The sequence below is a fragment of the Rhabdaerophilum sp. genome, from assembly GCF_046092605.1.
Taxonomy (GTDB): domain Bacteria; phylum Pseudomonadota; class Alphaproteobacteria; order Rhizobiales; family Beijerinckiaceae; genus Rhabdaerophilum.
This window is the reverse complement of record NZ_JBJTDY010000140.1, coordinates 1-24,439: the sequence shown is the minus strand read 5'-3', so window position 1 is coordinate 24,439 and position 24,439 is coordinate 1. Positions and strand designations below refer to the sequence as shown.

Sequence of the window (24,439 nt, the reverse complement as noted above, 5' to 3'; positions counted from 1 at the left end):
CCGCCACAGCCTCGCCATGATCGGACGTTCGACTGGAGTTGATCAGACAGGTTAGCGGGTTGCCGGAACTGTGATGGGGATTCGGCTTCCGCACCCGCGCTGCCGCATTGCCGAGAACGGGCTTGCGTTCCAGATTGCAGGATCTCGGAATTGCAAGACCTCGGAATTTTAAGACCTCAGACCCATCAGGAGGAGAGCGAAATGCAGGCCCATGAACCCAAGGATTTCGCCGCCTCCTTTGTCCGCCTCGCCGAGGAGGCCGGCCAGAGCCTCAAGAAGGCGCGCGGCGAGATCGGGAAGGTGATCTTTGGCCAGGAAACGGTAATCGAGGAAACCCTCGTCACCCTGCTCGCGGGGGGGCACGCGCTGCTCGTCGGCGTGCCGGGACTTGCGAAGACCAAGCTTGTCGAGACTCTTGGCAGGGTTCTGGGGCTCGATGCCCGCCGCGTGCAGTTCACGCCGGATCTGATGCCGTCGGACATTCTCGGCACGGAAATCCTCGAGGAGCCCGCCCCCGGCAAGCGCGCCTTCCGCTTCATCAAGGGTCCGGTCTTTGCCGAACTGCTGATGGCAGACGAAATCAACCGGGCCTCGCCCCGCACGCAATCCGCGCTTCTGCAGGCGATGCAGGAGGGCTTCGTGACAATTGCCGGCCAGAGGCATGATCTGCCCCGCCCCTTTCATGTGCTCGCAACGCAGAACCCGATCGAGCAGGAAGGCACCTACCCGCTTCCCGAGGCGCAGCTCGACCGCTTCCTGCTGCAGATCGACGTGAACTATCCCGACCGCACGGCAGAACGCCGCATGCTGATCGAAACCACCGGCGCGGAGCATGCCGAGCCGCTGGCCGTGTTCTCCGCCGAGGGCCTCGTCGCCGCGCAGCGCCTGGTGCGCCGCCTGCCGGTGGGCGAACAGATCGTCGATGCGATTCTCGATCTCGTGCGCTCGGCCCGTCCCGCGCCGGGTACGCCGCTGGCCGAGAAGCTCGTCTGGGGTCCGGGTCCGCGCGCCTCGCAGGCCCTGATGCTCGCCGCCCGCGCCCGCGCCCTCATCGATGGCCGGCTCTCGCCTTCCATGGAAGACGTGATCGCGCTGGCGGAGCCCGTGCTGAAGCACCGCATGGCGCTCTCCTTCGCGGCCCGTGCGGAAGGCGAAACCCTCGGGAACATCATCGCCGGCCTGACGGCGAAGTATCGCTGATGGCGGATCTTGCGCGCGCCCTTCCCCGCTACGGCAAGAGCCTGCCCTCGGGCTTGCAGCGCGAGGCGGCGGCGCTGTCGAGCGTGCTCGAACATCTCACGGTGGAGGCGCGGCAGGTTGCGGCACAACTCGCCATGGGCATCCATGGGCGTCGTCGCCCGGGCCCCGGCGAGGAATTCTGGGAGTTTCGCGCTTTCGTGCCCGGGGAGGCCGCGCATCGCATCGACTGGCGGCGTTCGGCCCGCGACGACCGGCTCTATGTGCGGGAGCGCGAATGGGAGAGCGCCTCGTCCTATTCGATCTGGTTCGATCTCTCGCCCTCGATGCATTTTGTCTCGTCGCTGGCGCAGAAACCGAAGCGCGACCGCGCCATCGTGCTCGGCCTCGCGCTTGCCGACATGCTCGTGCATGCCGGCGAGCGGGTGGCTCTTCTCGGGCGCACCAACCCGATGGCCTCGCGGCAGATCATCCCGCGCATGGCCGAGGCGCTGCTGCGCGCCCAGGGCATCGAGGCCGATACCGGCGGCTTCCCGCCGGATGTTCCGCTGCGCCGGCAGGATCGCCTGGTGCTGATCGGTGATTTCATTCTCCCCATCGAGGATTTTGCGGCCAGGCTCAAGGCAATTGCCGCCAAGGGCGTGCGCGGCACGATCGTCATGGTCCGCGACCCCGTGGAGGAGGAGTTTCCCTTCGTGGGCGAGGTGGAATTCGAGGGGCTTGAGGCGCCCGATCTGTGGCGCGTCGGCGAGGCCGGCGAGGTCGCCGGGCGTTATCGCGAGCGCATTCTGGCTCACCGGGCCGAAATCCGCCGCATCGCGACGCGCCACGGCTTCAGCTTCCTGCATCATGTGACGGATCGCCCCCCGGCGGAGGTTCTGCTGATGCTCGCCGCGCTGATCGGCGGCCAGGTTCCGGTCCTGCCGCGCCTCCCCGAAGGCGATGTCGAGGAGGCGAGACCATGAGCGCCCTGGCTTTCGCCGCGCCTTTCGCTCTGATCGCGCTGGTGGCGCTGCCCGCGCTTTACTGGCTGTTGCGGCTGACCCCGCCGCCGCCGAAGCGCATGCCGCTTCCCACCCTGCCGCTGGTGAAGGATCTGCTGGGGCGCGAGCGCGAGCCCGCGCGCACGCCGCTCTGGCTGTTGCTGATTCGCCTCGCGCTCGCGGCAGCCGTGATTCTCGCGGTTGCCGGCCCGCGATGGCAGCCCGACGCGACGGCCTTGCCGGGCGGCTCGGGGCCGCTGGTTCTGATGATCGATGACGGCTGGGCCGCCGCAGGCGACTGGAAGACCCGCATCGACCGTGTTTCCGCGATCCTTGCGGACCAGCCCTCTCGCCCAATCGTGCTGCTGACCGCCAGCGATGATCGCCCCGAGGCCATTCCGGAAGCGGCACGCACCGCGCTCACCAAGGTGATGGGCCTTTCGCCGAAATCCTTCCGTCCCGATCGCGAGGCGATGCTGACCGCCGCCGAACGGCTGCTGGATGCCGATCCGCAGGCCGGCGCAATCTGGGTATCCGACGGCGTGACGACACAAGCGGAACAGGCGCGGCTCACCGCTTTCCTTTCGGGCTATGGCAATCGTGTGAACATCCTTTCCCCGCTCGACAAGAGCCCGGTGGCGATTGCCGGCGTCTCCGCTTCCGCCGAAGGGCTTGATGTCGCGCTTCTGCGCGTCGGCGGTCGGGGTGGGGCGGAAGCGGGCCTGCTTCGGGCCAGCGATGATCGGGGCCGTCCGCTGGGTGATGTGACCTTCGCCTTCGAGGCGGGCGGCGTGGAGGCCAAGGCCCGCCTTGCCCTGCCGCTCGAATTGCTGAACGCCGTCTCGCGGCTGGAAGTGGCCGAAGCACGCCATGCCGGGGCCGTGGCGCTTGTGGATGGCTCCAGCCGCCGCCGGCGCGTGGCCATCATCACGGGCGAGACGACCGACACCGCCCAGCCGCTGGTCTCCGGTCGCTTCTTCGTCACGCGCGCGCTGCAACCCTTTTCCGAACTGCGCGAGCCCGCGCGTGGCACGCCCGACCCGATCGAGCGCGCGCTGGAAGAGCGGCCTGATCTTCTCGTGCTCGTCGATATCGGCACGCTCTCGGGCAGCACGGCGGAAACGGTGAGCCGCTTTGTGGAGAATGGCGGCACGCTGATCCGCTTTGCCGGCCCTGGCCTCGCGGCAGCGAGCGACGAACTCCTGCCGGTGCGCCTGCGTCGCGGCGGGCGCATCCTCGGCGGCGCGCTCTCATGGGACAGGCCGCAGAAGCTCGGTGCCTTCCCGGAGGGCTCGCCCTTTTACGGCATTCCCATCCGCGAGGAGATTCGCGTGGAGCGGCAGGTGCTGGCAGAACCGGATTCCACCCTGACACGCGCGAGCTGGGCCGTGCTGGAGGATGGCACGCCGCTTGTCTCGGCCGCCGCGCGCGGCAAGGGGCAGATCATCCTGTTCCATGTCACGGCTGATACAAGCTGGTCGAATCTGCCGCTTTCGGGCATCTTCGTCGACATGCTCCGCCGTTGCCTGCAACTCGCCGCCAGCCATGCCAATGCCGGCCCGGGCCAGTTCTCCGCCGGCGAGCTTCTGCCGGCGCGGCTCACGCTCGATGGTTTCGGAACCCTTTCCGCACCGCCCGCCACCGCGCGTCCGCTCGATCCGGGCCGCACCGGCAGCGCCACGCGCGAGAATCCGCCGGGCTTCTATGGTCCGCCGGAGGCGAGCGTGGCCGTGAATGCCGTGAGCACGAATGACGGCTTGCGCGGCATCGACTGGCAGGGCCACGCGGTGCAGGGCCTGGCGGGTGCCGCTTCGGTTGATTTGCGTCCATGGTTCATGGCGCTTGCGGCCCTGTTGATCCTCGCCGATGCCCTCGCTGTTCTCTGGATCTCGACCGGTGGCCTGCGTCGCGGTTTCCGCGCGGCGACAGCGGCTGCCCTGCTGGCCGCAGGTCTCGGCGCTGTGGCCATGCTGCCGCAACGCGCGGAAGCGCAGGGTGCCGCCCCGCCGGCGAACCAGAACCCGGCGCAGCCGCCGCCGATTACCACCACGCCGGAAGAGATGCGCTCGGCTCTCCGCCCGCGCATCGCCTTCGTCATCACCGGCAACGCATCCGTGGACGAGGCCAGCCGGGCCGGCTTTCTGGGCCTCGGGCAGATCCTGCAGCAGCGCACGGCCATCAGCCTCGACGAGCCGGTCGGCATCAACCCGGAGAAGGACGAACTCGTCTTCTTCCCGATGATCTACTGGCCCGTGCTGCCGGACCAGCCGCGCCCGCCGGAAGCCGCAATCCGCGCCATCGATGCCTACATGAAGAATGGCGGCACGGTGGTGTTCGACACGCGCGATGCCTTCGCCCAGCGCTCCGGCGGCCAGCCCTCGGCCGAGACGCGCGCGCTTCGCCGGATGCTCGCCTCGCTCGATATTCCAGCGCTGGAGCCGGTGCCGGCGGATCATGTGCTGACGAAGACCTTCTACCTGCTCGACCGCATGGTCGGCCGCTATGTCGCGGGGGATACCTGGGTGGAGGCGATTTCCGGCCCGCGCGATACGAAGGTGCCGGCCCGCGCGGGCGATCGCGTGTCGCCACTGATCATCACGAGCAATGATCTCGCCGCAGCCTGGGCGGTGGATCGGCTCGGGCAGCCGCTCTTCCCGCTCGTGCCGGGCGAGCCGCGGCAGCGCGAATTCGCGCTGCGCACCGGCGTTAACATCGTGATGTATGTAATGACCGGCAACTACAAGGCCGATCAGGTGCATGTGCCGGCGCTCCTTGAAAGGCTGGGGCAATGAATGCCGACCGGCTGAGCCTCGATTTCGCGCCCTTCCTGCCCTGGCCGGTGCTGATCGGCTTTGCCGTGCTGGCGCTGGGCGTCTGCCTTGTGCTCGTATTCCGCGGCAAGCGCGGCGCCTGGCTGCGATTGGCCGCGACGCTTCTCATCTGTCTCGGCCTTGCCGATCCTCGCCTCGTGAACGAGGAGCGCGACCCGCTGAACGATATCGTCGCGGTGGTGGTGGATCGTTCCGGCTCGCAGAACCTCGCGACGCGGCCCGCCGAGACGGAGGAGACGCTCCGCGAGGTTACCGAAGCACTGAAGCGTCGGCCCAATACCGAAATCCGCATGGTGGATGTTTTCGAGCGTGAGGGCTCCTCGGATGGCACGCGCCTGTTCGAAACGCTCTCCGCCACAACGCGTGACGTTCCGCGGGATCGCCTCGCGGGCGTGATCGCCATCACCGATGGCGTGGTGCATGATGTGCCGGACGAGCGCGCGCGCCTCGGCTTCTCCGCGCCCTTCCATGGGCTGATCACAGGCCGCGCGAATGAATTCGATCGCCGCATCGAACTGGTGGAAGCGCCGCGCTTCGGCCTCGTCGGCAAGGAGATCACGGCCATCATTCGGGTGGAAGTCCAAGGGGAAAGCGCCGCGCCGCTTCGCCTCACCTTGCGCCAGAATGGCGAGACGCTGCCCGCCCGCCCCGTGGTGCCCGGCGTGCCCTTCCGCGTCCTCCTCAAGCTCGATCGCGCGGGGCTGAACCTGTTCGAGGTCGGCATCGAAACCGCGCCGGGCGAACTCACCGGCCTCAACAACATCCTCGCCATCCCCATCGAGGGCGTGCGCGAGAAATTGCGCGTGCTGCTGGTTTCCGGCGAGCCCCATAATGGCGAGCGCACCTGGCGCAACCTGCTCAAGGCCGACCCCAATGTCGATCTCGTGCATTTCACCATTCTGCGCCCACCGGAGAAGCAGGACGGCACGCCCACCAACGAACTGTCGCTGATCGCCTTCCCCACGCGCGAACTCTTCGTGCAGAAGATCAAGGAATTCGATCTCATCATCTTCGACCGCTACTCGAACCAGACCTTTCTCCCCACGCTCTATTTCGAGAACATGGTGCGCTATGTGCGTGATGGCGGGGCAATGCTCTTCGCGGTGGGGCCGGAATTCGTGGCGCGCAACGGGCTTCTCACCACGCCGCTGAAGGACATCATGCCGGCCGAGCCCACGGGATCGATCATCGAGCGGCCCTATCGCGCGGAAGTCACCGATCTCGGCCAGAAGCATCCGGTGACGCGCAAGCTTGACGGAGCGAATGAAGGCACCGGGCCGATTGCCGTGAAGGCCGCGCGCTGGTCGCCCTGGTTTCGGCAGATCGCGGCGCGTCCGCGCGACGGGCAGGGCCTGATGACCGGCGCCGATGGCCTGCCGCTTCTCGTGCTGAAGCGCGAGGGGAAGGGTCGCGTAGGGCTCTTCCTGTCCGATCACGTCTGGCTCTGGGCGCGCGGCTATCAGGGCGGAGGCCCCTATCTCGATGTGCTGCGCCGCCTCTCGCATTGGCTGATGAAGGAGCCGGAGCTGGAAGAAGAGGCCTTGCGCCTCATGGTCAGCGGCAATCGCCTCATGGTCGAGCGACGCACCATCGGCGGCCCGCCGGGCGATGTCGAACTGACGAATCCCGCCGGGGAAACCCTGCCGATCTCGCTCGCCGAGACCGAGCCAGGCCTCTGGCAGGCGGAGGTGACGATCCGCCGCGCCGGCCTGCATCGCGCCACCAATGGCGGGCTCATCGCCTTCGCGAATGCCGGCCCGCCCAACCCGCGCGAGTTCCGGCAGGTGATCTCCACGACCGAGATGCTTCAGCCCGTGGCGGAATGGACCGGCGGCTCGGTGCGGCGGATCGCAGCGAATGGCACGGTCGCCGTGCCGCGCATCGTGGATATCCGTTCCGGCAGCCGCTTCGCGGGCTCGGATTATATCGGCCTGAAGCCGAATAACGCCTCGATTCTCCGCGGCATCACCATCACGCCACTCGGCCTGGGTTTCCTCGGGCTGGGGCTGCTGCTCCTGCCGCTCATCGCCATGTGGTTCGGCGAAGGGCGTCGCCGCCAGCCGCGCGGTTCGGCCTGATCAGCGCGCGGCAACCAGCGGGCCGGAGAGGCTCGCCCCGGTCCCGGTCAGCGGCAGGACGAGCAGCCGGCCGGGATCGACCGGACCCGGCAAGCGCACGCGGCCCATGGGCACGCGCTTGTAGCCGTGGCGGCTGTAATAGGGCTCATCCCCCACGAGGAAGATCGCGTCCGAGCGCATCGCCCGCGCCGCCTGCTCGCAGCGCTGCAGCAGCGCCGCGCCGATGCCGCGCTTCTCGAAGGCCGGTTCCACCGTGAGCGGGCCGAGCATGAAGGCGCGCGCCTCGCCCAGCCGCACCGGCGTCAACTGCACCGAACCCACCAGCAGCGAACCCACACGCGCCACGAAAGTGAGCGATTCCGCCGCATTTGCCTGCTCGCGGATGCGATAGGCCGTGCGCGCAAAGCGACCGGGGCCGAAGGCACGCTGGTGCAGTTTCTCGATGGCCGGTTCGTCGCTGGCCTTCGCGGCTTCGATCGTGAGGGAGAGTTCCGTCATGTCCCCGCGCTTCCACCGCCATGGCGCGAAAGTCAAGCGATGCCGGAGGGCGGGCAGTGGCGGCGTTTCGCCTCTTGACGCATGCGCCACATCATAAGAGACGAACCCGGAGCGCCCCGCCTCTTCGGCCGAGGGCGAGACAGGCGCGCCGTGACCCTTCTGCTGGCTCATCTCTCCGATCCCCATATCGGTCCTCTGCCCGCCATGCCTTTCCGGGCGATGGCGAACAAACGCCTCACCGGCGTGCTGAACTGGCACCGCGCCCGCGCCACCATTCATAGCATGGCGGTACTTGAAGCGATCATCGCCGATATCCGTCGGCACAAGCCCGATCATATCGCGCTGACGGGCGACCTCGTGAATGTCGGCTACCCTCCGGAATTTCCGGTCGCGGCGCGCATGGTTGAAACCCTGGGCAGCGGAACGGATGTCAGCGTCATACCCGGCAATCACGATGCCTATGTGCGCGGCTCCCTGCCGGCGATGGATGAGGTCTTCGCGCCCTTCATGTGCTCCGATGGCGATGAATCGCCGAGGAAGAAGCCGCTGGAGGAGCGATTTCCCTATCTTCGGGTGCGACAGAATGTCGCACTCATCGGTGTGAATACCGGGGTGCCCACAATGCCTTTCTTCGCCACCGGAACCATGGGGCAGAAGCAGGGCGAGAAGCTTGCGCGCCTGCTCGAGGAAACCGGCCGCCAGCATCTATTCCGAATTGTGATGCTGCACCACCCTCCGGTGACGCGAGGGGTGAAATTCGGGCGTGGCCTCACCGATGCCCGGCGCTTTGAAAGGATTCTTCGGAAACATGGGGCCGAACTGGTGCTGCACGGGCATAATCACTCTTTCTCGGTTCAGCGGATTGCCGGGCCTCGCGCACAAATCCCGGTTGTGGGCGTGGGATCGGCATCTGCCGTTCCCGGCACGGTCCAGCATCTGGCGGAATACAATCTGATGCGGATTGTGCCGGGCTCCGAACAGGCCGTGCATGTCGAACGGCGAGGGATCGCTCTCGACAGCCGGATCGTGTCCCGGGTGGGGCTGCTGACCCTGTAGAAAACGGTGGATTAACGATTGATGTGCACTCTGCCTGCGGGTTGGGAGATTGCATGTATGACCTCTACTCAGTCGGTTTTGAACAATTTCATCGGCATGGATGCAACGCAGGTATCCGCGGCTGCGGAAGTCAAGCTCGAAGAGGTTCCGGTTGCTGTTCGTCGCGTGATCGACACGGCCATGCGGGGCGGGATCCCCTACTCCCTCAGACGTCTGCCGGCGGAGGCCGTTGATCCCCAGACCATTGCCGCAGCCTGCGGCACAGAACCCAGCGCGCTGTTGCGTGCCATTGTCTTCCGGGGCAAGACGACGAAGAAGCCCATGCTGGTTCTGGCTTCCGCCACAACGAATGTGGGCGAACGTGCGCTGGCGCAGATCGTCGGGGAGGTGCTGGAGCGGGTTGACGCCGCAACGACCGAGCGCATCACTGGTTTTCCGCCTGAATGCCTGCCGCCCTTCTTGCCGACCCATCGACTGCCGATCATCATGGACGAGACCCTCGTAAATCTCGGGCGCGTCTGGTGCATGGCCGGCAGCCCCGACCTGATCATGTCCGTGCCGACCAAAATCCTCACGCGTGTAATTGCCGCGCGCATCGCCAGGATCGATTCGTCACGCTGACGGCGGCGCGGCCGGCTCGTCCTTCACGCCCAGCTTGCGCTGAAGGCTGGTGGATGAAGTCGTGTATTGGAACACCAGCCGCTTTTCCGGGAACACATAACGGTGCACCTTCTGCGCCGCCAGCGCTCCCTCATGGAAGCCGGAGAGGATCAGCTTCAGCTTGCCCGGATAGGTGTTGATGTCGCCGATGGCGAAAAGGCCGGGCTCGCTCGTCTCGAATTTCTCGGTATCCACCGGAATGAGATTCTCATGCAGGTTCAGCCCCCAGTCCGCGATGGGCCCGAGCTCATCGTGAGACCGAAAAAGGGCAGCATGCGGTTGCATGCCACGCGGAACTCGCTGCCATCCGCCGCCTTGCACATCGCACCCGAGAGTTCCGGCGCGGTCCCCTCCAGGCGCGTGACCTGCCCGATCGCGAGATCCATCTTACCCGAAGCCACCAGTTCGCGCATCTGCGCGACGGAATGCGGGGCGGCGCGGAAATCGTCTCGGCGATGCAGCAGCGTCACGCGCTCGGCGACGGGCTGGAGGTTCAGCGTCCAGTCGAGCGCGGAATCGCCGCCGCCGATGATCAGCACGCGCTTGCCGCGGAATGGTTCGATCTTGCGCACGGCATAGAACACCGAACCGCCTTCATAGGCCTCGATCCCCTCGATCGGCGGCTTCTTCGGCTGGAAGGAGCCCCCACCCGCGGCGATCACCACGGTCTTCGCCTCAAATTCGGTGCCGGCATCGGTCTTCACGCGGAAGAGCGGTGCTTCCGGCGTGCCGAGCCGATGCACCTCGCTCACCATCTCGCCGTAATGGAAGGTGGGGCCGAAGGGCGCGATCTGCGCCATGAGGTTATCGACCAGCCCCTGCCCGGTGACCATGGGGAAGCCGGGAATGTCGTAGATCGGCTTCTCGGGATAAAGCTCCGAGCATTGCCCGCCGGGCTTGCCGAGAATGTCCACGAGGTGGCACTTGATATCCAGCAGACCGAGTTCGAACACGGCAAAAAGGCCCACGGGGCCCGCGCCGATGATGAGGCAATCGGTTCGGATCAGGGATTCGCTCATGGACTTCAAACCCTTGAGAGAGCAGTCGACAAGACCCTCCATGCGCGAGTTTGGCCGGGCTTGGCAAGGAAAAAGGCATTGCGCGGAGGGAAAGGCAGGCCCTCGCTTTCGCCGTGATCCGACCTATGATCCCGATTCAAGGACAAGGTTCCGCCAGCGGCCTTGCTGCGCAGGCGGACGAGAGGAATGGCTCGCCAATGCCCGTTGACTTCCTGAGCGATTACCGGCTCCGCCCGGACCCGGATGATCCGCGCCTTTCCGTGCCGGTCACCGGCTTCAACGAGGCCGGGGAGCCCATCGAAACCCGCGTGACGGTGGAACGTCCATTGACGCTCTTCCTCAATTCGCGCGAGATCGTCACCATGATGACGATCGGCGACCACCCGGAATATCTCGCGATCGGCTACCTCCTCAACCAGGCCATGCTGAAACCGGAGGATGAGATCACCGGCGTCGATTACGACGAGGAACTCGGCGTGGTGGTCGTCCGCACCGACGGCGAGACCAATTTCGAGGAAAAGCTGAAGAAGCGGGTGCAGACCTCGGGCTGCGCGCAGGGCACGGTCTTCGGCGACCTGATGGACGTGATCAAGAAAGCGGAATTGCCACAAGCGAAGATCCGCACCTCCTGGCTCTATGCCCTCACCCGCAAGATCAACCAGACCCCCTCGCTCTATCTTGAGGCCGGCGCCATCCATGGCTGCGTACTCGCGGAGGAGGATCGCCCGCTGATCTATCTGGAGGATGTGGGCCGCCACAACGCCGTGGACAAGATCGCGGGCTACATGCACCGACACGGCATGAGTCCGGAAAACAAGCTGTTCTACACGACAGGTCGGCTTACCTCCGAAATGGTTATCAAGACCGTACGCATGGGCATTCCGGCTCTGGTCTCGCGCTCGGGCTTCACCGCCTGGGGCGTGGAACTCGCGCGGAAGGCCGGGCTCACGCTCATCGGTCGCGCGCGGGGCAAGCGCTTCGTCGTGCTCTCCGGCGCGGATCGGCTCATCCATGATCAGGATCTCGCCTATGTGCCCGAGGAGAGCGCGAAGCATCGCCGCAAGGGCGCAGGCGGGGAGGATTGAATGAGCCTCGCGGTGGTGATTCTCGCGGGCGGACGCGCCACACGCATGGGCGGCGGCGACAAGCCGCTGAAGGTGCTCCGGGGCGTGCCGATCCTCAGCCATGTGCTCGCCCGCGTGGCGAGGGATGGGCGTGCGCTGGTGCTGAACGCCAATGGCGACCCCGATCGTTTCGCGCCCTTCGGCCTGCCGGTTGTGGCGGATGCGGAAGGCGATTTCCCGGGGCCGCTCGCGGGCATTCTCGCGGGGCTCGATTGGGCGGCGGCGCGGGGAATGGCCGGCGACGTGCTCAGCGTGCCCGGCGATTGCCCCTTCATTCCGCATGATCTCGCCGGAAGGCTGGAGGAAGCGCGGCAGGCGGCGGGCGTGCCGCTGGCCTGCGCCGGTTCGGGTGGCTGGACGCATCCCGTGATCGGGCTCTGGCCGGTTTCCCTGCGCGAGGAACTGCGCGCGGCCATGGCCGCCGGCGAGCGCAAGATCGACCGTTTCACCGGCCGTTTCGGCTGCGCAACGGCGGAGTGGCCGGTGGAGCCGTTCGATCCGTTCTTCAACGTGAACACGCCCGACGAATTGAGCGAGGCGGAACGATTGGCCGCGCTTGTCGCCGGGGCCACAAGGCCCTAAAAAGGAAAAGAGGTTCGGTCGACAGGCCGGGCACATTCGAACGAGGTCGCATAAGCGGCCCGGACTTTCCGGAGGGCAATGATGAAAGCGTTCCTGACTTCCTGCGCTGTGATTCTCGCGATCAGCTTCGGCGCGAGCTTCATTCTCAACGCAAGCTACCAGAAGACGGCGTCGCAGAGCTTCGCGACCACTGGCGTGCGCCTCTGAGCGAGGCGAGGGCATCACCCGCCCTGCCCCGCTGATTTCAGCTCAGCAGACCTGCGAGCGGGAGGACGTGGATCGTCTCTCCCGCTTTGATCTCCGTGATGTCCTCGCCGAGTTCCGCCAGCGCATCCGCCGCGATGAGCGATGAGATCAGCGCGGCGCCATCCTTCGGGAATCTTTGCGCCATCATGCGCGCACCCGCTCCGGCCGCGAGGCTGACGCGGAGATATTCACGCCGATCGGCCTTCTTGCGGTAATCGAAGCCGCTGGGTACGGGGATGGGCGCGGGCCGCAGCGGTTTCGCGCCGGCGAGCATGTCGAGCACTGGCCCGACGAAACGCAAAAATGTGACAAACACCGCAGCCGGATTGCCCGGCATGCCAAGAAAAGGCGTGCCTTCCAATGTGCCCATGGCGATGGGCCGCCCGGGTTTGATGGCGAGACGCCAGAAATCCAGCCGCCCCGCCGCCTCGATCGCAGCCTTCACATGGTCTTCCTCACCGGTGGAGACGCCACCAGAGGTGAGGATTGCATCGTTGGCCTTCGCGGCGTCCTTCAGGGCCCGCGCCATGATGCCGGGATCATCCGGCAGGATGCCCAGATCGATGATCTCTATGCCACGTGCCGCGAGCAAGCCCGCAAGCATCGCGCGGTTCGCATCATATTGGCAGCCGGGCTCGGGGGCCTCCGGAGCCGGTTCGCGGATCTCGTTGCCTGTGGAGAAGATCGCGACCCGAAGTCGTCGCCGCACGGTGACCACTGACCGGCCAGCGGCCGCGAGGCCCGCGAGATGCTGCGGCTTCAGCCGCGTGCCCGCCGGAACGATGGCCGCCCCTTTCGCAAAATCCTCGCCGGCGAAACGTCGGTTGGAGCCCAGCTTCAGGCCATGCGGCAGGAGAACCGTTTCGCCCTCGGTGCACACATCTTCCTGCATGAATACCGTATCGGCCCCGGCAGGCATCATCGCGCCGGTAAAGATGCGCGCGGCCGTGCCGGGCGGCAGAGGCGGCACGCCAATCATCCCGGCGGGAATGCGCAAGGAGACGGGCAGCCGCGTCTCGCCGGAGGCTGCGAGATCGGCGAAGCCCACGGCATAGCCATCGACGGCGGAATTGTCGAAATTCGGGATCGCAAAGGAGCTCCGCACCTCATGCGCCAGCACCCGGCCGATGGCCTGCATCACCGGCACGGTTTCGGTTTCGCTGAGGCCCGCAAGGCGGATCGTAAGATCGTCCAGCGCATCATCAAGGCGGCGCAGCCTGCCGCCGAAGGCAAAGGAATCCGGGCTGAGTTGCGCCATCGCTCAGCTCCCGGCGAGCAGTTCGGCGCGCGGCAGCGCGAAACGGATGGCGAGATCGGCGATGGCCTCGATGTCATCGAGGTGCACCTGCGGCAGGGGGACATCGGCGAAGGGCGAATCCGTGGCGACGGCGCGGATCATCGGATCAACGGGATGCAGCGGCTCACGGCCATTGGCGGCACGGAAAACCTCGATCTTCGGATGGGTCTCGCGCTTGAACCCTTCGACCAGCACGAGATCCGCCGGGCCGAGCCGGGCCAGCAATTGCCGCAGGGCGAATTCCGGCTCGTCGCGCAATTCGTGGATCAGGGCGAAGCGGTTCGCGGATGATACCAGCACCTCGGTGGCCCCCACCACGCGATGGGTGTGGCTGTCCTTGCCGGGCTGATCGATCTCGAGGCTGTGGTGGGCATGCTTCACGGTGGAGACACGATACCCCCGCTGCACGAGGGTGGGGATGAGTTTCGAAACGAGCGTCGTCTTGCCTGCGCCGCTCCACCCCGCCAGTCCGATTACCCGCAATGCCGCCCCCCCTCTGCTACCCGAACAAGAAAGGGCGCTGGCGCGCCCTTTTCAAGTCTTCAGCGGTTCCCGATCTGACTGAGGCAGATCAAACCCAATCTCTTGTTCGGTTACATTTTCCCGCTGCAAACAGGAACCCTTGCCCTTGAAAATGCTCCCGGCGAGTGCATGGCCGTTACTCGGCCGGCTGCCCGGCAGCATGCGGATGCAGCGTGCCCTTCTTCATTTCTTCCTCGACCCAGAGCGAATGGTGCTCCTTGGCCCAGTTGAGATCGACCTCGCCGGAACCCATGGCATCGAAGGCGCCTTCCATGCCGATGGAGCCGATATAGGCGTGTGCCAGCATCAGCGCGATCATCACGTAGGCGGTGACGCCATGGATAGTCGCGTGCCACTGCACGTCAGCCAGCGTGGTCGAATACGGGAAGAGCAGAAACCAGCCCGAGAGCGAGAGAAGGAAGCCGCCGATCACGACTGACCAGAACACGATCTTCTGGCCACCATTGAAACGCTTCGCCGGAGGGTGACTTCCCTTGGAGAGCAGCCCCCCGCCCGCCGCGAACCAGCGAAGATCCACCGCGTTCGGGAGATTGTCCTTCACCCAGACGAGGAACACCAGCAGCACGCCCGCCATGAAGGCAAAGCCAACATAATTATGAATATACTTGGCGTATTGCGCCCAGGCGGCGAAGGCCTCAGGGCCCATCACCGGGGCCAGCAGCAGCTTGCCGAAGGTGACGTTAGCGCCCGTGATGGCGAGGATGATGAAGCTGACGGCAGAGAGCCAGTGGGCAAAGCGCTCGACCATGTTGAAGCGCAGGATACGCTGGTTCGAAGGCCCCGCATCGATGCGGATCTTGCCGCGCAGCAGGTAGAACCCGATCAACAGCGCGACCATGCCAAGGAACGTCCAAGTGCCCAGCGCATGCAGGGTCTCCTGGTTGAAGGCGCGCCATTCACGGCCGGACTGGATGAGGCTCGCGGCCTTCGGATCGGGGATGGAGATGCGGCCGGATAACTGCTCGCCAGGTTTCAGCGCCTGCATGAGTTGCTCTTCCTTCACCGATTGCGCGGTGGGGTTGACGCTCTGGGCCGCGACAGGGGCGGCCATGAAGAAGGCCGCAAGAAGCAGCGCGCCAAAACCGGATTTGACCTGGCAACCACGAAGGAAACGGGAGAAGGACATCGACACGATAAGCCCCCTTATGTTCGGTTTATTGTTGGGTTGAGGCGGGGTTCCCCGCCTCACGCTTTCTCGTGCATCGCCTCAGATGGCGATGGTTTCCTTGTAGGCGACCTTCCAGCCCCAGGCACCGGAACCATAGCCGCGCTTTGCGACACGCTCCTTGTAGATGGAAGCGATGATATCGCCATCACCAGCCAGCAGGGCCTTGGTCGAGCACATCTCCGCGCAGAGCGGGAGCTTGCCCTCGGCGAGGCGGTTGCGGCCATATTTATCGAGTTCGGCCGAGGCATTATCCGCCTCGGGACCGCCGGCGCAGTAGGTGCACTTATCCATCTTGCCGCGCGAACCGAAGTTGCCCGTCTTGGGATATTGCGGAGCGCCAAACGGGCAGGCGTAGAAGCAATAGCCGCAGCCGATGCACAGGTCCTTCGAGTGCAGCACCACCGCATCCGCCGTGGTGTAGAAGCAGCTGACCGGACAAACGGAGGCACAGGGCGCATCCGTGCAGTGCATGCAGGCCATGGAGACCGAGCGTTCACCGGGCTTGCCGTCAGTGATGGTGACGACACGGCGACGGTTGATGCCCCAGGGCACCTCGTGCTCGTTCTTGCAGGCGGTGACGCAGGCGTTGCATTCGATGCAGCGATCCGCGTCGCAGAGAAATTTCATGCGAGCCATGGTGTCTCTCCTCCCTTACGCCGCACGGATCTGGCAGAGCGTGACCTTGGTTTCCTGCATCCCGGTGACGGGATCATAGCCATAGGTCGTCACGGTGTTCACGCTTTCGCCCAAGACATAGGGATCCGTTCCCTTGGGGTATTTCGCGCGCTGGTCCTCGCCCTGGAACCACCCACCGAAGTGGAACGGCATCCATGCGACACCCTTGCCCACACGCTCGGTGACGAGCGCCTTCATGCGGGCCTTGGAGTTGTTCTCGGCACCGGTGACCCAGACCCAGCCGCCATCGCGGATGCCACGATCGGCCGCATCCGCGGGGTTGATTTCGACGAACATGTCCTGCTGCAGTTCGGCGAGCCAAGGGTTGGAGCGGGTCTCTTCACCGCCACCCTCGTATTCCACGAGACGCCCCGAGGAGAGGATGATCGGGAATTCCTTCGCGATCCCCTTGTCCACCGCTGCCTTCTGAACCGTGAAGCCGATATTCGGCACGCGGAACTGGCGGAAGTCCGGCCTGGTCGGGTACTGCGCCACCAGATCGGTGCGCGGCGTGTAGATCGGCTCCCGATGCACGGGGATCGGGTCCGGCAGGTTCCACGCGTTCACGCGGGCCTTGCCGTTGCCGAACGGGATACAGCCATGCTCGAGGGCCACGCGCTGGATGCCGCCCGAGAGGTCGATCGCCCAAGAGACGTTATCCGGGTTGTTGCCGCCGATGCGGTTGATGACCGAGAGTTCCGCCTCCGTGAGATCCTTGTCCCAGCCGAGGCGCTTCAGCACGCCCAGGGTGAATTGCGGATAGCCGTCCTTGATCTCAGAGCCTTCGGAATACGAACCTTCCGAGAGCAGGTTGATCTTCTTCTTGGAGCCATCGGCCTGCGGCTCCTCGTATTCCACGCCGAACCGGGCGCGGAAGGTGCCGCCGCCATCCTTCACATGCACATTGGTGTTGTAGAGGATGTGCGTGCCCGGGTGCCGGTATTCCGGCGTGCCCCAGCACGGCCAGGGCAGGCCGTAGAAGTCACCGCCCACTTCCGGCGCATCCTTCGGCGCGCGCAGCGTGACAAGATCGAACTTGTCCTGGTGCTTCATATGCGCCTTGAGCCGCTCCGGCGACTGGCCGCAATAGCCGGTCGACCAGCCCCCGCGGTTGATCTCGCGGAGGATGGATTCGGGCTCCGGCTCCTCGCCATACTTGCCCTTCACCATCTTAATGTTCTTGAACATCTGGTCGGCGAAGCCAAGCTTCTGGGCGAGTTGATGCATGACCCAGTAATCGTTCGCGCTCTCGAAGATCGGATCGACCACCTTCTCGCCCCACTGGATGGAGCGGTTGGAAGCCGTGCGCGAACCCGAGCACTCGAACTGGGTGCAGATCGGCAGCAGATAAGTGCCGTTCTTGCGGTTCGAGATATGCGCAAAGGTGGTTGGATGCGGGTCGGCAACCACCACGAGATCGAGCTTCTCGAGACCCTTGGTCATTTCCGGCATGCGCGTGACGGTGTTGCCGCCATGGCCGAACACCACGATGCCCTTCACATTGTCCTTCTGGCCCACCTGCTCCTTCGGCAGGGTGACCGCATCGAACCAGCGCGTCGAGGTGATGCCCGGCATCTCCATGGTGGAGACATCCTTGCCATCCGCCGCCTTGATGGTGTCGAAGCGGCCGCGGAGCCAATCCACCGGGGTTTCCCAGACGCGCGCCCAATGCCCCCAGGCACCCGCATCGAGGCCATAATAGAGCGGGAGCGTCGTGACATCGAGGCCGAGGTCGGTCGCGCCCTGCACATTGCAGTGGCCGCGGAAGATGTTGGCACCCGTGCCGGCCGAACCCACGTTACCCGTGGCAAGCAGCAAGGTGCAGAAGGCGCGGACATTGGCCGTGCCGACGGTCTTCTGCGTGGCGCCCATGCACCAGATGAGGGTCGCCGGCTTCTCGAGCGCGAAGGTCTTCGCGACCTTCTCAAGCTGGGCGCCGGGAATGCCGGTGACCCGCTCGACTTCCGCCGGCGTCCACTTTTCGCATTCCTTCTTCACCATCTCCATGCCGTAGACGCGGCTTTCGATGAACTTCTTGTCTTCCCAGCCGTTCTTGAAGATGTGGTGCAGCATGCCCCAGATGACCGGGATATCCGTGCCCGGACGCATGCGGACATATTCGGTCGCGTGGGCGGCCGTGCGGGTCATGCGCGGGTCGATCACGATCATGTTCGCGCGGTTGATCTCCTTGCCGGAGAGGACGTGCTGGAGCGAGACCGGATGCGCTTCCGCCGGGTTTCCGCCCATGATGATCATGGTCTTGGAATTGCGGATGTCGTTATACGAGTTGGTCTGCGCACCATAGCCCCAGGTGTTCGCCACGCCCGCCACTGTGGTGGAGTGGCAAATGCGGGCCTGGTGATCGACGTTGTTGGTGCCCCAGAAGGCCGCGAACTTGCGGAACAGGTAGGCCCCTTCATTCGAGAACTTCGCCGAGCCGAGGAACCACACCGAATCAGCGCCGGAAGCCTGGCGGATTTCCAGCATCTTCTTCGAAATCTCGTCGAAGGCCTGCTGCCAGGAGATGCGCTGCCACTCGCCGTTGACGAGTTTCATCGGATACTTCAGGCGGCGCTCGCCCTTCACAAGTTCGCGAACCGCAGCACCCTTGGCGCAATGCGTGCCGCGGTTGATGGGGCTGTCCCAGGCCGGCTCCTGCCCGACCCAGACACCTTCCTGCACCTCGGCCTTCACCGTGCAGCCCACCGAGCAATGGGTGCAGATATTGGTCTTCACATCCACCGGTTTGCCGGGGACGGGCATCTTCGCCCGAGCCTCACGAACCGTGCCGACGGAAAGGGAGCCGAGAGCCGCGAGACCACCGGCCGCAAGGCCAGAGCGCCGCAGGAACGAACGGCGATCGAGCCGCTCGGCAACGAGGCCGTTGACGGAGGAGAGGAATGCGCCGCGTGGCGCCTGACCTTCCTTGCGCTTGATGAGCATGGCGTTTTCCTCAGTAGCGGTTGGTCTGATAATATTTTTTCACATGCGCGGTTTCCTGATACCGCGCCTTCTTCTTCTCGGAATCGCTCTCGCTGGCCGCAGCCGGCGTTGCGATCGCGCCCGCGCCGATCGCGGTTGCCGTTGCACCCACAAGCCCTGTCCGCAGGAAGGTGCGGCGGGATTCATCCGGGCGGTCGGGCACTTTTTTCGTGTCGCTCGTCATCGCGATCTTCTCCCCTCGATTGCGGTCCGCCTCAGGCGGCATCCGGCGTTACCTCGCCATCAAGCGCAAAAGCCTCGCGCTCGATGGCCATGAAGACTGTTCCGAGCCGTCCGACGGCCCGGTAGAAAGGTTGCGCATCCATCTTCTCGAGATCGGCGAAGAAGCGATCGACCCACGGCTTCAGATGGCGCTCGAAACAGGCCCTCTCCTCGCGCGCTTCGCTGGGAATGCGGCGGGCGATGAGGCCGGACATGGTCTCCATCAGGAAACCGAGATGATCTTCCGGCTCCTGGAATTCCTCGCCACGCTCCAGCCCGAGGCGGCGCATGTCGGAGCGCACGCGCACCAGAGGACGCTCATAGAGAAAGCCGGTCTGATAATAGGAAGCGAAGGGCAGCAATTCGCCCCGTCCCACGCCGATGAACAGGTCGAAATGCTCGCGGGCGATCTCCTCAGCACGGGTAACGTCCGCCTGGGCGGCGAGCCCGCGCAATGCTTCACCGAGCGCCCCGTCATCCCCGCCAAGCTGGCGCAGGCCGATCAGGATGCGCTCGTCCGGAACGCGCAGGAGGAGATTGGCGAAAAGCAGGTAAAGTTGAGCGCGAGCCTCGTCGATCGGATCCAGCACCACGGGGACCGACACACCATCTTCGGAGGGATAGAGATCAGGGCGCAGGACATGACGCGCAACGCCCGTAGCCGCCTCGACTGCCGCCACACGCTCGGCGGGAATACGATTCCATCCGGAAATCGATGGCTGAGCCAAGCCAAGCATGCGCGCGAGAGCGGAAGCTCCACCCGCAGACTGCAGCGCGGCTTGTAAACCGGAGTCCCTCATTGCTCTCCGATCGGCGGTAAACCCGCCTTTTGATTATCTGTCCGGCCCGCGGCGTTTTCTGACGGAACCGAGGACATAGTAAGATAGACTAGTCTTAAAAAAAATAGGCCATTCCTATGGGCAGGCAAGGCCTGCGGCGTTGGGTCACGGAGGCAATGCCCCCCCGTGGCGGCGGGGTCTTGGCTCCGTCTCGACCCCATCACAAGCGGGACAAGGCGATGAGCCAAAATTTTCGTCGTTTTTTGAGAGACTTACTGCTGCAACAACCTGTCCGTCAGCTTCTTCGGAAGAGGGTTCTTCGACTTTCGTATAAGCTGATGGTTCTGTCTCCGTAACAATGGCCGGATTCTGGACCGTTTCGCCCTCGGAAGCGATCGTTGCGACGGCTTTTTTCGGCTCGCCGATAACCTGCCGGAGCAGCGCCTCGACATCGACATCAGAGCCCAGGGGCCCGAAGCCGGGGACCCCCATCGGATCGTTGAAATCCCACTGGTAATCGACCGGTCCGATGTAGTCGCGGATGGCCGGATCGGCGCTCCACATCTTGCGCAATGCGGCGTTTTTCAGGGCTTCCGGCACGCCCTTTTTCAGGAATAGCGTGATGTCGCTCTCTGCCGTGAGCGTCTCGATATCCGGTAGGAGGGACAGATCAACCTCCTCCTCCGGTTCAACGAGCGGGGCGGGGGTTTCTGCCGATTCGGAGCCGGAAACCGGCGCGACCGCCGCTTCCCCGGCGGCGATCTCGCGCTTGCGGCGTGACCAGCGGCTGAGAAATCCCTCCGGGCGATTCGGGTCTTCCACGCTCATGCCTCGCCTCCGCGGCCGTGCCGGCGATGCGCGAGGGCATCGGGGTTCACCCGGTCGCGCTTGCGCTTGAAGAACTCGCGCTCGACATGGTGCCGGTCCACGAAGGCCGCGAGCTGCGCGGCGATCTCCGGAGGCATCGGCAGCGGCTCGACGATGTTGGAGCCCGATTCCGTGTGCGCCTCGCCCTCGGCCGGGTCGGCCGTGACGGCGACGACGCTGACATAGGCATCGAGCTCGCCCATGCGCAAAACCACCCAGAGCGTCGGCTGGCCGGTGAGCAGGTTGTCGCGGTAATTCGCGGTTTCCGTGGAGGCGAAGACGAGGCTCGTCGAGCCCGCAAAATAGCTCTCGTTCTCGCCATCGCGCGCCACAAGGGTCATTGGCTCGGTCTCGGGCAGACCGGTCACGACCCGCGCCGGCACCCAGATATGGTTGAGCCAGGGGCTCGCGGCCTTCTTCTTGTCCACGATGACGGCGACGGGGATCACCTCTTCCACCAGCATGGGATCACTCTCCGGCTGCGAGCGGCAGGCCCGCGATGAGGTTCTGCGGCTTGATGCGCACGAAGCGATCCGCGCTGGAACCCAGCACCGCAAAGCCGGCCGCGCCGCGCTTGCCCGCCTCGAGGCGCGGATGATCCGGCAGCGTGAAGGTGAAGAGGGCGAGCACGCGCGAGGCCTCCTCGTCTTCCAGGTTCTCGCCCCGCCACACCTTGTTCGAGAAGGCCGTTCCATCCTGATCGAGCGACAGGAACCAGCCGAAATCATGGCCCGAGAACCGCTCGACGGGGGTGAATTCGATCGCGATCCCGGTGAGATGCGCGATCCAGCGCGTCATGGCGCGGGCCATCGCGGCGCGGCCGCCTGCGAGATCGGTGATGTCGAGCACGAGATCATGCGCATCCGAGCGGGCGCGATAGGTCCCGGCATTCGTGTCATTCAGCACTTCAAGCTCCGATACCGCCGGCCCGCCCAGCATCGAGAGGAGCGGCGAATGGGTGCGATCATGCTCGTGGGTCTCGATGGTCTCGGCATCGGCGAGCAGCGCGCGGCCTTCATGGAAGGTGAGGCGCTGGGCGCGGTAGAAGCATTCCGCCGCGCGCAGGGCCCAGCCATCGGTCACCTCATCGAAGGCGTTCCGCGCGATGACATGCGCGAGATGCCCCATGAAGATGACCGGCAGGCGCGGCTTGCCCCTGGTGACCAGCGCGAGATAGGCCGCTTCCAGCGTCGGGTGCGCCAGGAGGTGATCGCGGAAGGCCAGGAAATAGCCAAGATTTTCGCGGGCATCTTCATCCGCGACGAGAGCGAGTTCATCCGGGGGCACGACTCGACGCGGCTCGGCGAGCAGGCTGGCATGGAGCCCGCGCTCCACCGGGCAGGCCTCTTCCGGCGGCACGAGTTCCGGCCGGGCGAGATAGGCTGCGAGGAAGGCATCGGTGATGACAAGCCCGCCTTCCTCGCCCCGATCCACAAGGTGATGGCCGCTCGCCACCCAGAAATCGTCATGGATGGGGGAAGCCTCGCGCGGCGCGGTGGCGACGACCTTGTGGTCATGGTTATGGGCTTGGCGGGTAGGGGCTTGGCGGGTATCGGCTTGGCTCATCGGGCCTGACCCTCCTTCATGAGGCCGAGCAGATCGACCTGTTCCTCGATATCATCCGGTTCTTCCACGAATTCGAAAACGCGGCCATGCCGGTCATCCGTGCCCGGCAGCAGGGTGCGGAAGCGCTCGATGATCTCGCCGTTTTCCACGCTGCGATGGATGGCGACGAGCGTGCCGACAACCGGCTCCGCGAGTTCAGCGGATGTGGCGATTTCCGCCTCCGCCGCCGCGCGTGCCGCTTCCATATCCGGCGCGCCGCAATCGGTGAGCAGGCGCTGCGCGAGGGCTTCCACGGCGGCCGCGCGCTCCTCTTCCGTCGCCTCCACGATGGTCGCGAGGGTCGACCAGCCGAAGCTCGCAATGCCGAGCAGACCGGAGCGGAAGGCCGCGCGCTCCTTGCCGATCAGCGTCTCCACCGGCCGTTCCCAGAACAGAAACGTGCCGGGCACGGCCCATTCGCCCGTTTCCGCCGCGCGGGTGAAGACAAAGGCGTCGGACGGATCGAGCCGGATGGTGCGCAGGAGTTTCATCATCGTCCTTTCCGGTTCAGCCGCGCGGCTCGTTTTCCGCCGGGTCATACCATTCCGGCGGGTTGATGCGGCTGAGCAGCGGCAGGCGCTCGGGGGCATCGGTCGAATTGCGATGCACGAGGAGATCGCCATTGCTGTCGATGCCGCGCTTCACATCACCCTTCATCCTCGGCAGGCGCTCGAGATAGCGCGGGCCGATGGCGCGGAAGCCCTTCTCGGCCCAGCTATCCGCCTCGATCATGAAGTGCCGGGCGAAACTCGCCGCGAATTCCTCGGGGTTCCACGCATCGAACCCCTCGTCATCGAGCGTGGTGACGCTGGGCGAAAGCCCGATGCCGAGATCGCGCATGCCGCCCGCGCGGATCATCGCGCCGAAGACAAGCCATTCCGGCACGTCATCCTCGCCGCACCCCTCCGGCCAGGCGATGCGCCCGCCGCCGATCAGCGCGCCATCGAAATGGAGCGAGGCGGGATAAACGAATTCGATGGGCAATTCGGGCGGCGCGATGTTTGCGAGCGTCTCGGCCAGAGCATTCATGCCAGCAAACAAGATCTTGCGGGAAAGCCGCAGCGGCTCCTCCGGCTCCAGCACGAGCGCGAAATCAATCAGCGCGAAGCGGCCGACATAGAACATCGAGCCCGCGCCAAACTCGGCCGCGCGCGCCTTTGCGATCTCAAAGGAATCCTCGATCTCGCGCAGGCGACAGGGTTTCACCAGCGGCGGGAATTTCGTGGTTTCGGCATTCGTCAGCATGCGATGCGGGGCGTTGAACCGCCCTCCCCCCTCGTTTTGGCCAGCGGGGTTCTCTTGCCTTGCCCCCTTGCTTCTCCGGCCCTAGCGTTATTTGAACGTTTTTGTTCGAACGACAAGGGCCGGGGGCCAAGAACGGAACAACCAACACCCCGCGCCCGCCCGAGGGACATGATGGCAGACATTTCCTCCACGCCGCGCAAGGGCGCGATTCTGGCGCTTTGCTCCTGCGAGCGGACTTTCTCACCCGATGAGGCGGTGATCACCCGCGGACTGAAGGCGGCCGGGCAGGAGCCGGCGATCGTCGCCTGTTCGCAGCTCTGTGGCGCGGATCGCCATCTGCTCGGTCGATTCGCGGGCGCGAGCACGGTCACCATCGCCTGCGAGCAGGAGCAGGCCAGCCTGCGCACCGGCCTTTCCGAAGCGGGCTTCGCGGGCGAGGCGCGTTTCGTCGACATCCGCGACCGCGCAGGCTGGGGAAGCGAGGGGGCCACGGCTGGCCCGAAGATGGCGGCGCTGCTCGCGACCGCGCAATTGCCCATGCCGGCGCTGCCGTTCTTCACGATGGAAAGCCAGGGCGTGACGCTGGTCTATGGTCGCGACGAGGTGGCCCTTGAGGTCGCGGCGCGCCTCGCCGATACGCTGGATATCACCGTGATGCTCGCGAAGCCCGGCGCCGTGGTGCCGCCGCGCAACCGCGACTTTCCGATCGCCTGCGGCGTCATCCGGCAGGCCAAGGGCCATCTCGGCACGTTCGAACTGATGCTCGACGGGTTTGCGCTCGC

The 24,439-nt window shown here is 65.4% G+C and carries 21 protein-coding genes and 3 pseudogenes; 10 read left to right on the top strand and 14 right to left on the bottom strand.

Annotated elements, in window-relative coordinates; all coding sequences use genetic code 11:
* Positions 1 to 201 precede the first annotated feature (201 nt).
* The 4 genes from ACKODO_RS10610 to ACKODO_RS10595 are packed head-to-tail and all read left to right on the top strand — an operon-like array spanning position 202 to position 7,089.
* Positions 202 to 1,200 (top strand): AAA family ATPase, encoded by a 999-nt coding sequence (locus tag ACKODO_RS10610; RefSeq protein WP_408983400.1) that lies wholly within the window; start codon positions 202 to 204, stop codon positions 1,198 to 1,200.
* A complete protein-coding gene (locus ACKODO_RS10605) occupies positions 1,200 to 2,162 on the top strand; it encodes a DUF58 domain-containing protein (protein ID WP_408983399.1) in 963 nt (320 codons plus the stop codon). Before ACKODO_RS10610 ends, ACKODO_RS10605 begins: the two co-directional genes overlap by 1 nt.
* Entirely contained in the window at positions 2,159 to 4,972 is a 2,814-nt protein-coding gene (locus ACKODO_RS10600; protein WP_408983398.1) for a DUF4159 domain-containing protein, read from the top strand. Before ACKODO_RS10605 ends, ACKODO_RS10600 begins: the two co-directional genes overlap by 4 nt.
* Positions 4,969 to 7,089, top strand: coding sequence for a hypothetical protein (locus tag ACKODO_RS10595; protein WP_408983397.1), 2,121 nt, complete (start codon positions 4,969 to 4,971; stop codon positions 7,087 to 7,089). The genes ACKODO_RS10600 and ACKODO_RS10595 overlap by 4 nt, the downstream gene beginning before the upstream one ends.
* On the opposite strand, the gene ACKODO_RS10590 is transcribed toward ACKODO_RS10595, so the two are convergent.
* Positions 7,090 to 7,587, bottom strand: coding sequence for a GNAT family N-acetyltransferase (locus ACKODO_RS10590; protein WP_408983396.1), 498 nt, complete (start codon positions 7,585 to 7,587; stop codon positions 7,090 to 7,092).
* Between the two features lie 150 nt (positions 7,588 to 7,737).
* On the opposite strand from ACKODO_RS10590, the gene ACKODO_RS10585 reads away from it, so the two are divergent.
* Together ACKODO_RS10585 and ACKODO_RS10580 are read left to right on the top strand one after the other, a co-directional pair.
* On the top strand, positions 7,738 to 8,643 hold the full coding sequence (locus tag ACKODO_RS10585; RefSeq protein ID WP_408983395.1) for a metallophosphoesterase family protein: 906 nt from the start codon (positions 7,738 to 7,740) through the stop codon (positions 8,641 to 8,643).
* Between the two features lie 57 nt (positions 8,644 to 8,700).
* A complete protein-coding gene (locus ACKODO_RS10580; protein WP_408983394.1) occupies positions 8,701 to 9,264 on the top strand; it encodes an aminoacyl-tRNA deacylase in 564 nt (187 codons plus the stop codon).
* On the opposite strand, the pseudogene ACKODO_RS10575 reads toward ACKODO_RS10580, so the two are convergent.
* A pseudogene (locus ACKODO_RS10575) lies at positions 9,256 to 10,322 on the bottom strand (NAD(P)/FAD-dependent oxidoreductase). The gene ACKODO_RS10580 and the pseudogene ACKODO_RS10575 overlap by 9 nt on opposite strands.
* 197 nt (positions 10,323 to 10,519) lie before the next feature.
* Here ACKODO_RS10575 and fdhD point away from each other — a divergent pair.
* The 3 genes from fdhD to ACKODO_RS10560 all read left to right on the top strand — a co-directional run bounded on the left by fdhD (position 10,520) and on the right by ACKODO_RS10560 (position 12,235).
* Positions 10,520 to 11,407, top strand: coding sequence for a formate dehydrogenase accessory sulfurtransferase FdhD (gene fdhD, locus ACKODO_RS10570; RefSeq protein WP_408983393.1), 888 nt, complete (start codon positions 10,520 to 10,522; stop codon positions 11,405 to 11,407).
* Entirely contained in the window at positions 11,408 to 12,028 is a 621-nt protein-coding gene (gene mobA / locus ACKODO_RS10565) for a molybdenum cofactor guanylyltransferase MobA (RefSeq protein WP_408983392.1), read from the top strand.
* Positions 12,029 to 12,106: 78 nt separating this feature from the next.
* Positions 12,107 to 12,235: a hypothetical protein gene (locus ACKODO_RS10560; RefSeq protein ID WP_408983391.1), complete on the top strand. Its 129-nt coding sequence runs from the start codon at positions 12,107 to 12,109 to the stop codon at positions 12,233 to 12,235.
* A 37-nt stretch (positions 12,236 to 12,272) separates the two neighbouring features.
* Here the strand turns inward: ACKODO_RS10560 and glp are convergent, their stop codons facing one another.
* The 12 genes and pseudogenes from glp to ACKODO_RS10500 all read right to left on the bottom strand — a co-directional run bounded on the left by glp (position 12,273) and on the right by ACKODO_RS10500 (position 23,657).
* Entirely contained in the window at positions 12,273 to 13,532 is a 1,260-nt protein-coding gene (gene glp, locus ACKODO_RS10555; RefSeq protein WP_408983390.1) for a gephyrin-like molybdotransferase Glp, read from the bottom strand.
* A 3-nt stretch (positions 13,533 to 13,535) separates the two neighbouring features.
* Positions 13,536 to 14,057, bottom strand: a pseudogene (mobB, locus tag ACKODO_RS10550) (molybdopterin-guanine dinucleotide biosynthesis protein B); the annotation flags it as partial.
* 172 nt (positions 14,058 to 14,229) lie between these two features.
* Entirely contained in the window at positions 14,230 to 15,240 is a 1,011-nt protein-coding gene (locus ACKODO_RS10545; RefSeq protein ID WP_408983433.1) for a formate dehydrogenase subunit gamma, read from the bottom strand.
* Positions 15,241 to 15,321: 81 nt separating this feature from the next.
* Positions 15,322 to 15,918, bottom strand: a complete 597-nt coding sequence (gene fdh3B, locus ACKODO_RS10540; RefSeq protein WP_408983389.1) for a formate dehydrogenase FDH3 subunit beta — start codon at positions 15,916 to 15,918, stop codon at positions 15,322 to 15,324.
* Between the two features lie 15 nt (positions 15,919 to 15,933).
* On the bottom strand, positions 15,934 to 18,900 hold the full coding sequence (locus ACKODO_RS10535; RefSeq protein WP_408983388.1) for a formate dehydrogenase subunit alpha: 2,967 nt from the start codon (positions 18,898 to 18,900) through the stop codon (positions 15,934 to 15,936).
* A 10-nt stretch (positions 18,901 to 18,910) separates the two neighbouring features.
* On the bottom strand, positions 18,911 to 19,123 hold the full coding sequence (locus ACKODO_RS10530; protein ID WP_408983387.1) for a formate dehydrogenase: 213 nt from the start codon (positions 19,121 to 19,123) through the stop codon (positions 18,911 to 18,913).
* A gap of 31 nt (positions 19,124 to 19,154) precedes the next feature.
* The gene (locus tag ACKODO_RS10525; protein WP_408983386.1) at positions 19,155 to 19,961 is read right to left on the bottom strand and encodes a molecular chaperone TorD family protein; all 807 of its coding nucleotides are present in this window, start codon (positions 19,959 to 19,961) and stop codon (positions 19,155 to 19,157) included.
* Positions 19,962 to 20,105: 144 nt separating this feature from the next.
* Complete coding sequence (locus ACKODO_RS10520; RefSeq protein ID WP_408983385.1) at positions 20,106 to 20,768, bottom strand: DUF3306 domain-containing protein; 663 nt, start codon at positions 20,766 to 20,768, stop codon at positions 20,106 to 20,108.
* A complete protein-coding gene (locus ACKODO_RS10515) occupies positions 20,765 to 21,271 on the bottom strand; it encodes a DUF3305 domain-containing protein (protein ID WP_408983384.1) in 507 nt (168 codons plus the stop codon). Before ACKODO_RS10515 ends, ACKODO_RS10520 begins: the two co-directional genes overlap by 4 nt.
* 4 nt (positions 21,272 to 21,275) lie before the next feature.
* On the bottom strand, positions 21,276 to 22,373 hold the full coding sequence (locus ACKODO_RS10510; RefSeq protein WP_408983383.1) for a DUF6352 family protein: 1,098 nt from the start codon (positions 22,371 to 22,373) through the stop codon (positions 21,276 to 21,278).
* Entirely contained in the window at positions 22,370 to 22,906 is a 537-nt protein-coding gene (locus ACKODO_RS10505; RefSeq protein ID WP_408983382.1) for a DUF6505 family protein, read from the bottom strand. Before ACKODO_RS10505 ends, ACKODO_RS10510 begins: the two co-directional genes overlap by 4 nt.
* A 13-nt stretch (positions 22,907 to 22,919) precedes the next feature.
* The gene (locus ACKODO_RS10500) at positions 22,920 to 23,657 is read right to left on the bottom strand and encodes a biotin/lipoate--protein ligase family protein (protein WP_408983381.1); all 738 of its coding nucleotides are present in this window, start codon (positions 23,655 to 23,657) and stop codon (positions 22,920 to 22,922) included.
* Positions 23,658 to 23,825: 168 nt separating this feature from the next.
* Here ACKODO_RS10500 and ACKODO_RS10495 point away from each other — a divergent pair.
* Positions 23,826 to 24,439: pseudogene (locus ACKODO_RS10495) on the top strand (4Fe-4S ferredoxin); the annotation flags it as partial.

What these genes read in the sequence shown, in the direction of transcription:
- ACKODO_RS10610 (WP_408983400.1), top strand. Translation starts at nt 202, where the DNA reads ATGCAGGCCCATGAACCCAAGGATTTCGCCGCCTCCTTTGTCCGCCTC.
- ACKODO_RS10605 (WP_408983399.1), top strand. Translation starts at nt 1,200, where the DNA reads ATGGCGGATCTTGCGCGCGCCCTTCCCCGCTACGGCAAGAGCCTGCCC.
- ACKODO_RS10600 (WP_408983398.1), top strand. Translation starts at nt 2,159, where the DNA reads ATGAGCGCCCTGGCTTTCGCCGCGCCTTTCGCTCTGATCGCGCTGGTG.
- ACKODO_RS10595 (WP_408983397.1), top strand. Translation starts at nt 4,969, where the DNA reads ATGAATGCCGACCGGCTGAGCCTCGATTTCGCGCCCTTCCTGCCCTGG.
- ACKODO_RS10590 (WP_408983396.1), bottom strand. Translation starts at nt 7,587, where the DNA reads ATGACGGAACTCTCCCTCACGATCGAAGCCGCGAAGGCCAGCGACGAA.
- ACKODO_RS10580 (WP_408983394.1), top strand. Translation starts at nt 8,701, where the DNA reads ATGACCTCTACTCAGTCGGTTTTGAACAATTTCATCGGCATGGATGCA.
- fdhD (WP_408983393.1), top strand. Translation starts at nt 10,520, where the DNA reads ATGCCCGTTGACTTCCTGAGCGATTACCGGCTCCGCCCGGACCCGGAT.
- mobA (WP_408983392.1), top strand. Translation starts at nt 11,408, where the DNA reads ATGAGCCTCGCGGTGGTGATTCTCGCGGGCGGACGCGCCACACGCATG.
- ACKODO_RS10560 (WP_408983391.1), top strand. Translation starts at nt 12,107, where the DNA reads ATGATGAAAGCGTTCCTGACTTCCTGCGCTGTGATTCTCGCGATCAGC.
- glp (WP_408983390.1), bottom strand. Translation starts at nt 13,532, where the DNA reads ATGGCGCAACTCAGCCCGGATTCCTTTGCCTTCGGCGGCAGGCTGCGC.
- ACKODO_RS10545 (WP_408983433.1), bottom strand. Translation starts at nt 15,240, where the DNA reads ATGTCCTTCTCCCGTTTCCTTCGTGGTTGCCAGGTCAAATCCGGTTTT.
- fdh3B (WP_408983389.1), bottom strand. Translation starts at nt 15,918, where the DNA reads ATGGCTCGCATGAAATTTCTCTGCGACGCGGATCGCTGCATCGAATGC.
- ACKODO_RS10535 (WP_408983388.1), bottom strand. Translation starts at nt 18,900, where the DNA reads ATGCTCATCAAGCGCAAGGAAGGTCAGGCGCCACGCGGCGCATTCCTC.
- ACKODO_RS10530 (WP_408983387.1), bottom strand. Translation starts at nt 19,123, where the DNA reads ATGACGAGCGACACGAAAAAAGTGCCCGACCGCCCGGATGAATCCCGC.
- ACKODO_RS10525 (WP_408983386.1), bottom strand. Translation starts at nt 19,961, where the DNA reads ATGAGGGACTCCGGTTTACAAGCCGCGCTGCAGTCTGCGGGTGGAGCT.
- ACKODO_RS10520 (WP_408983385.1), bottom strand. Translation starts at nt 20,768, where the DNA reads ATGAGCGTGGAAGACCCGAATCGCCCGGAGGGATTTCTCAGCCGCTGG.
- ACKODO_RS10515 (WP_408983384.1), bottom strand. Translation starts at nt 21,271, where the DNA reads ATGCTGGTGGAAGAGGTGATCCCCGTCGCCGTCATCGTGGACAAGAAG.
- ACKODO_RS10510 (WP_408983383.1), bottom strand. Translation starts at nt 22,373, where the DNA reads ATGAGCCAAGCCGATACCCGCCAAGCCCCTACCCGCCAAGCCCATAAC.
- ACKODO_RS10505 (WP_408983382.1), bottom strand. Translation starts at nt 22,906, where the DNA reads ATGATGAAACTCCTGCGCACCATCCGGCTCGATCCGTCCGACGCCTTT.
- ACKODO_RS10500 (WP_408983381.1), bottom strand. Translation starts at nt 23,657, where the DNA reads ATGCTGACGAATGCCGAAACCACGAAATTCCCGCCGCTGGTGAAACCC.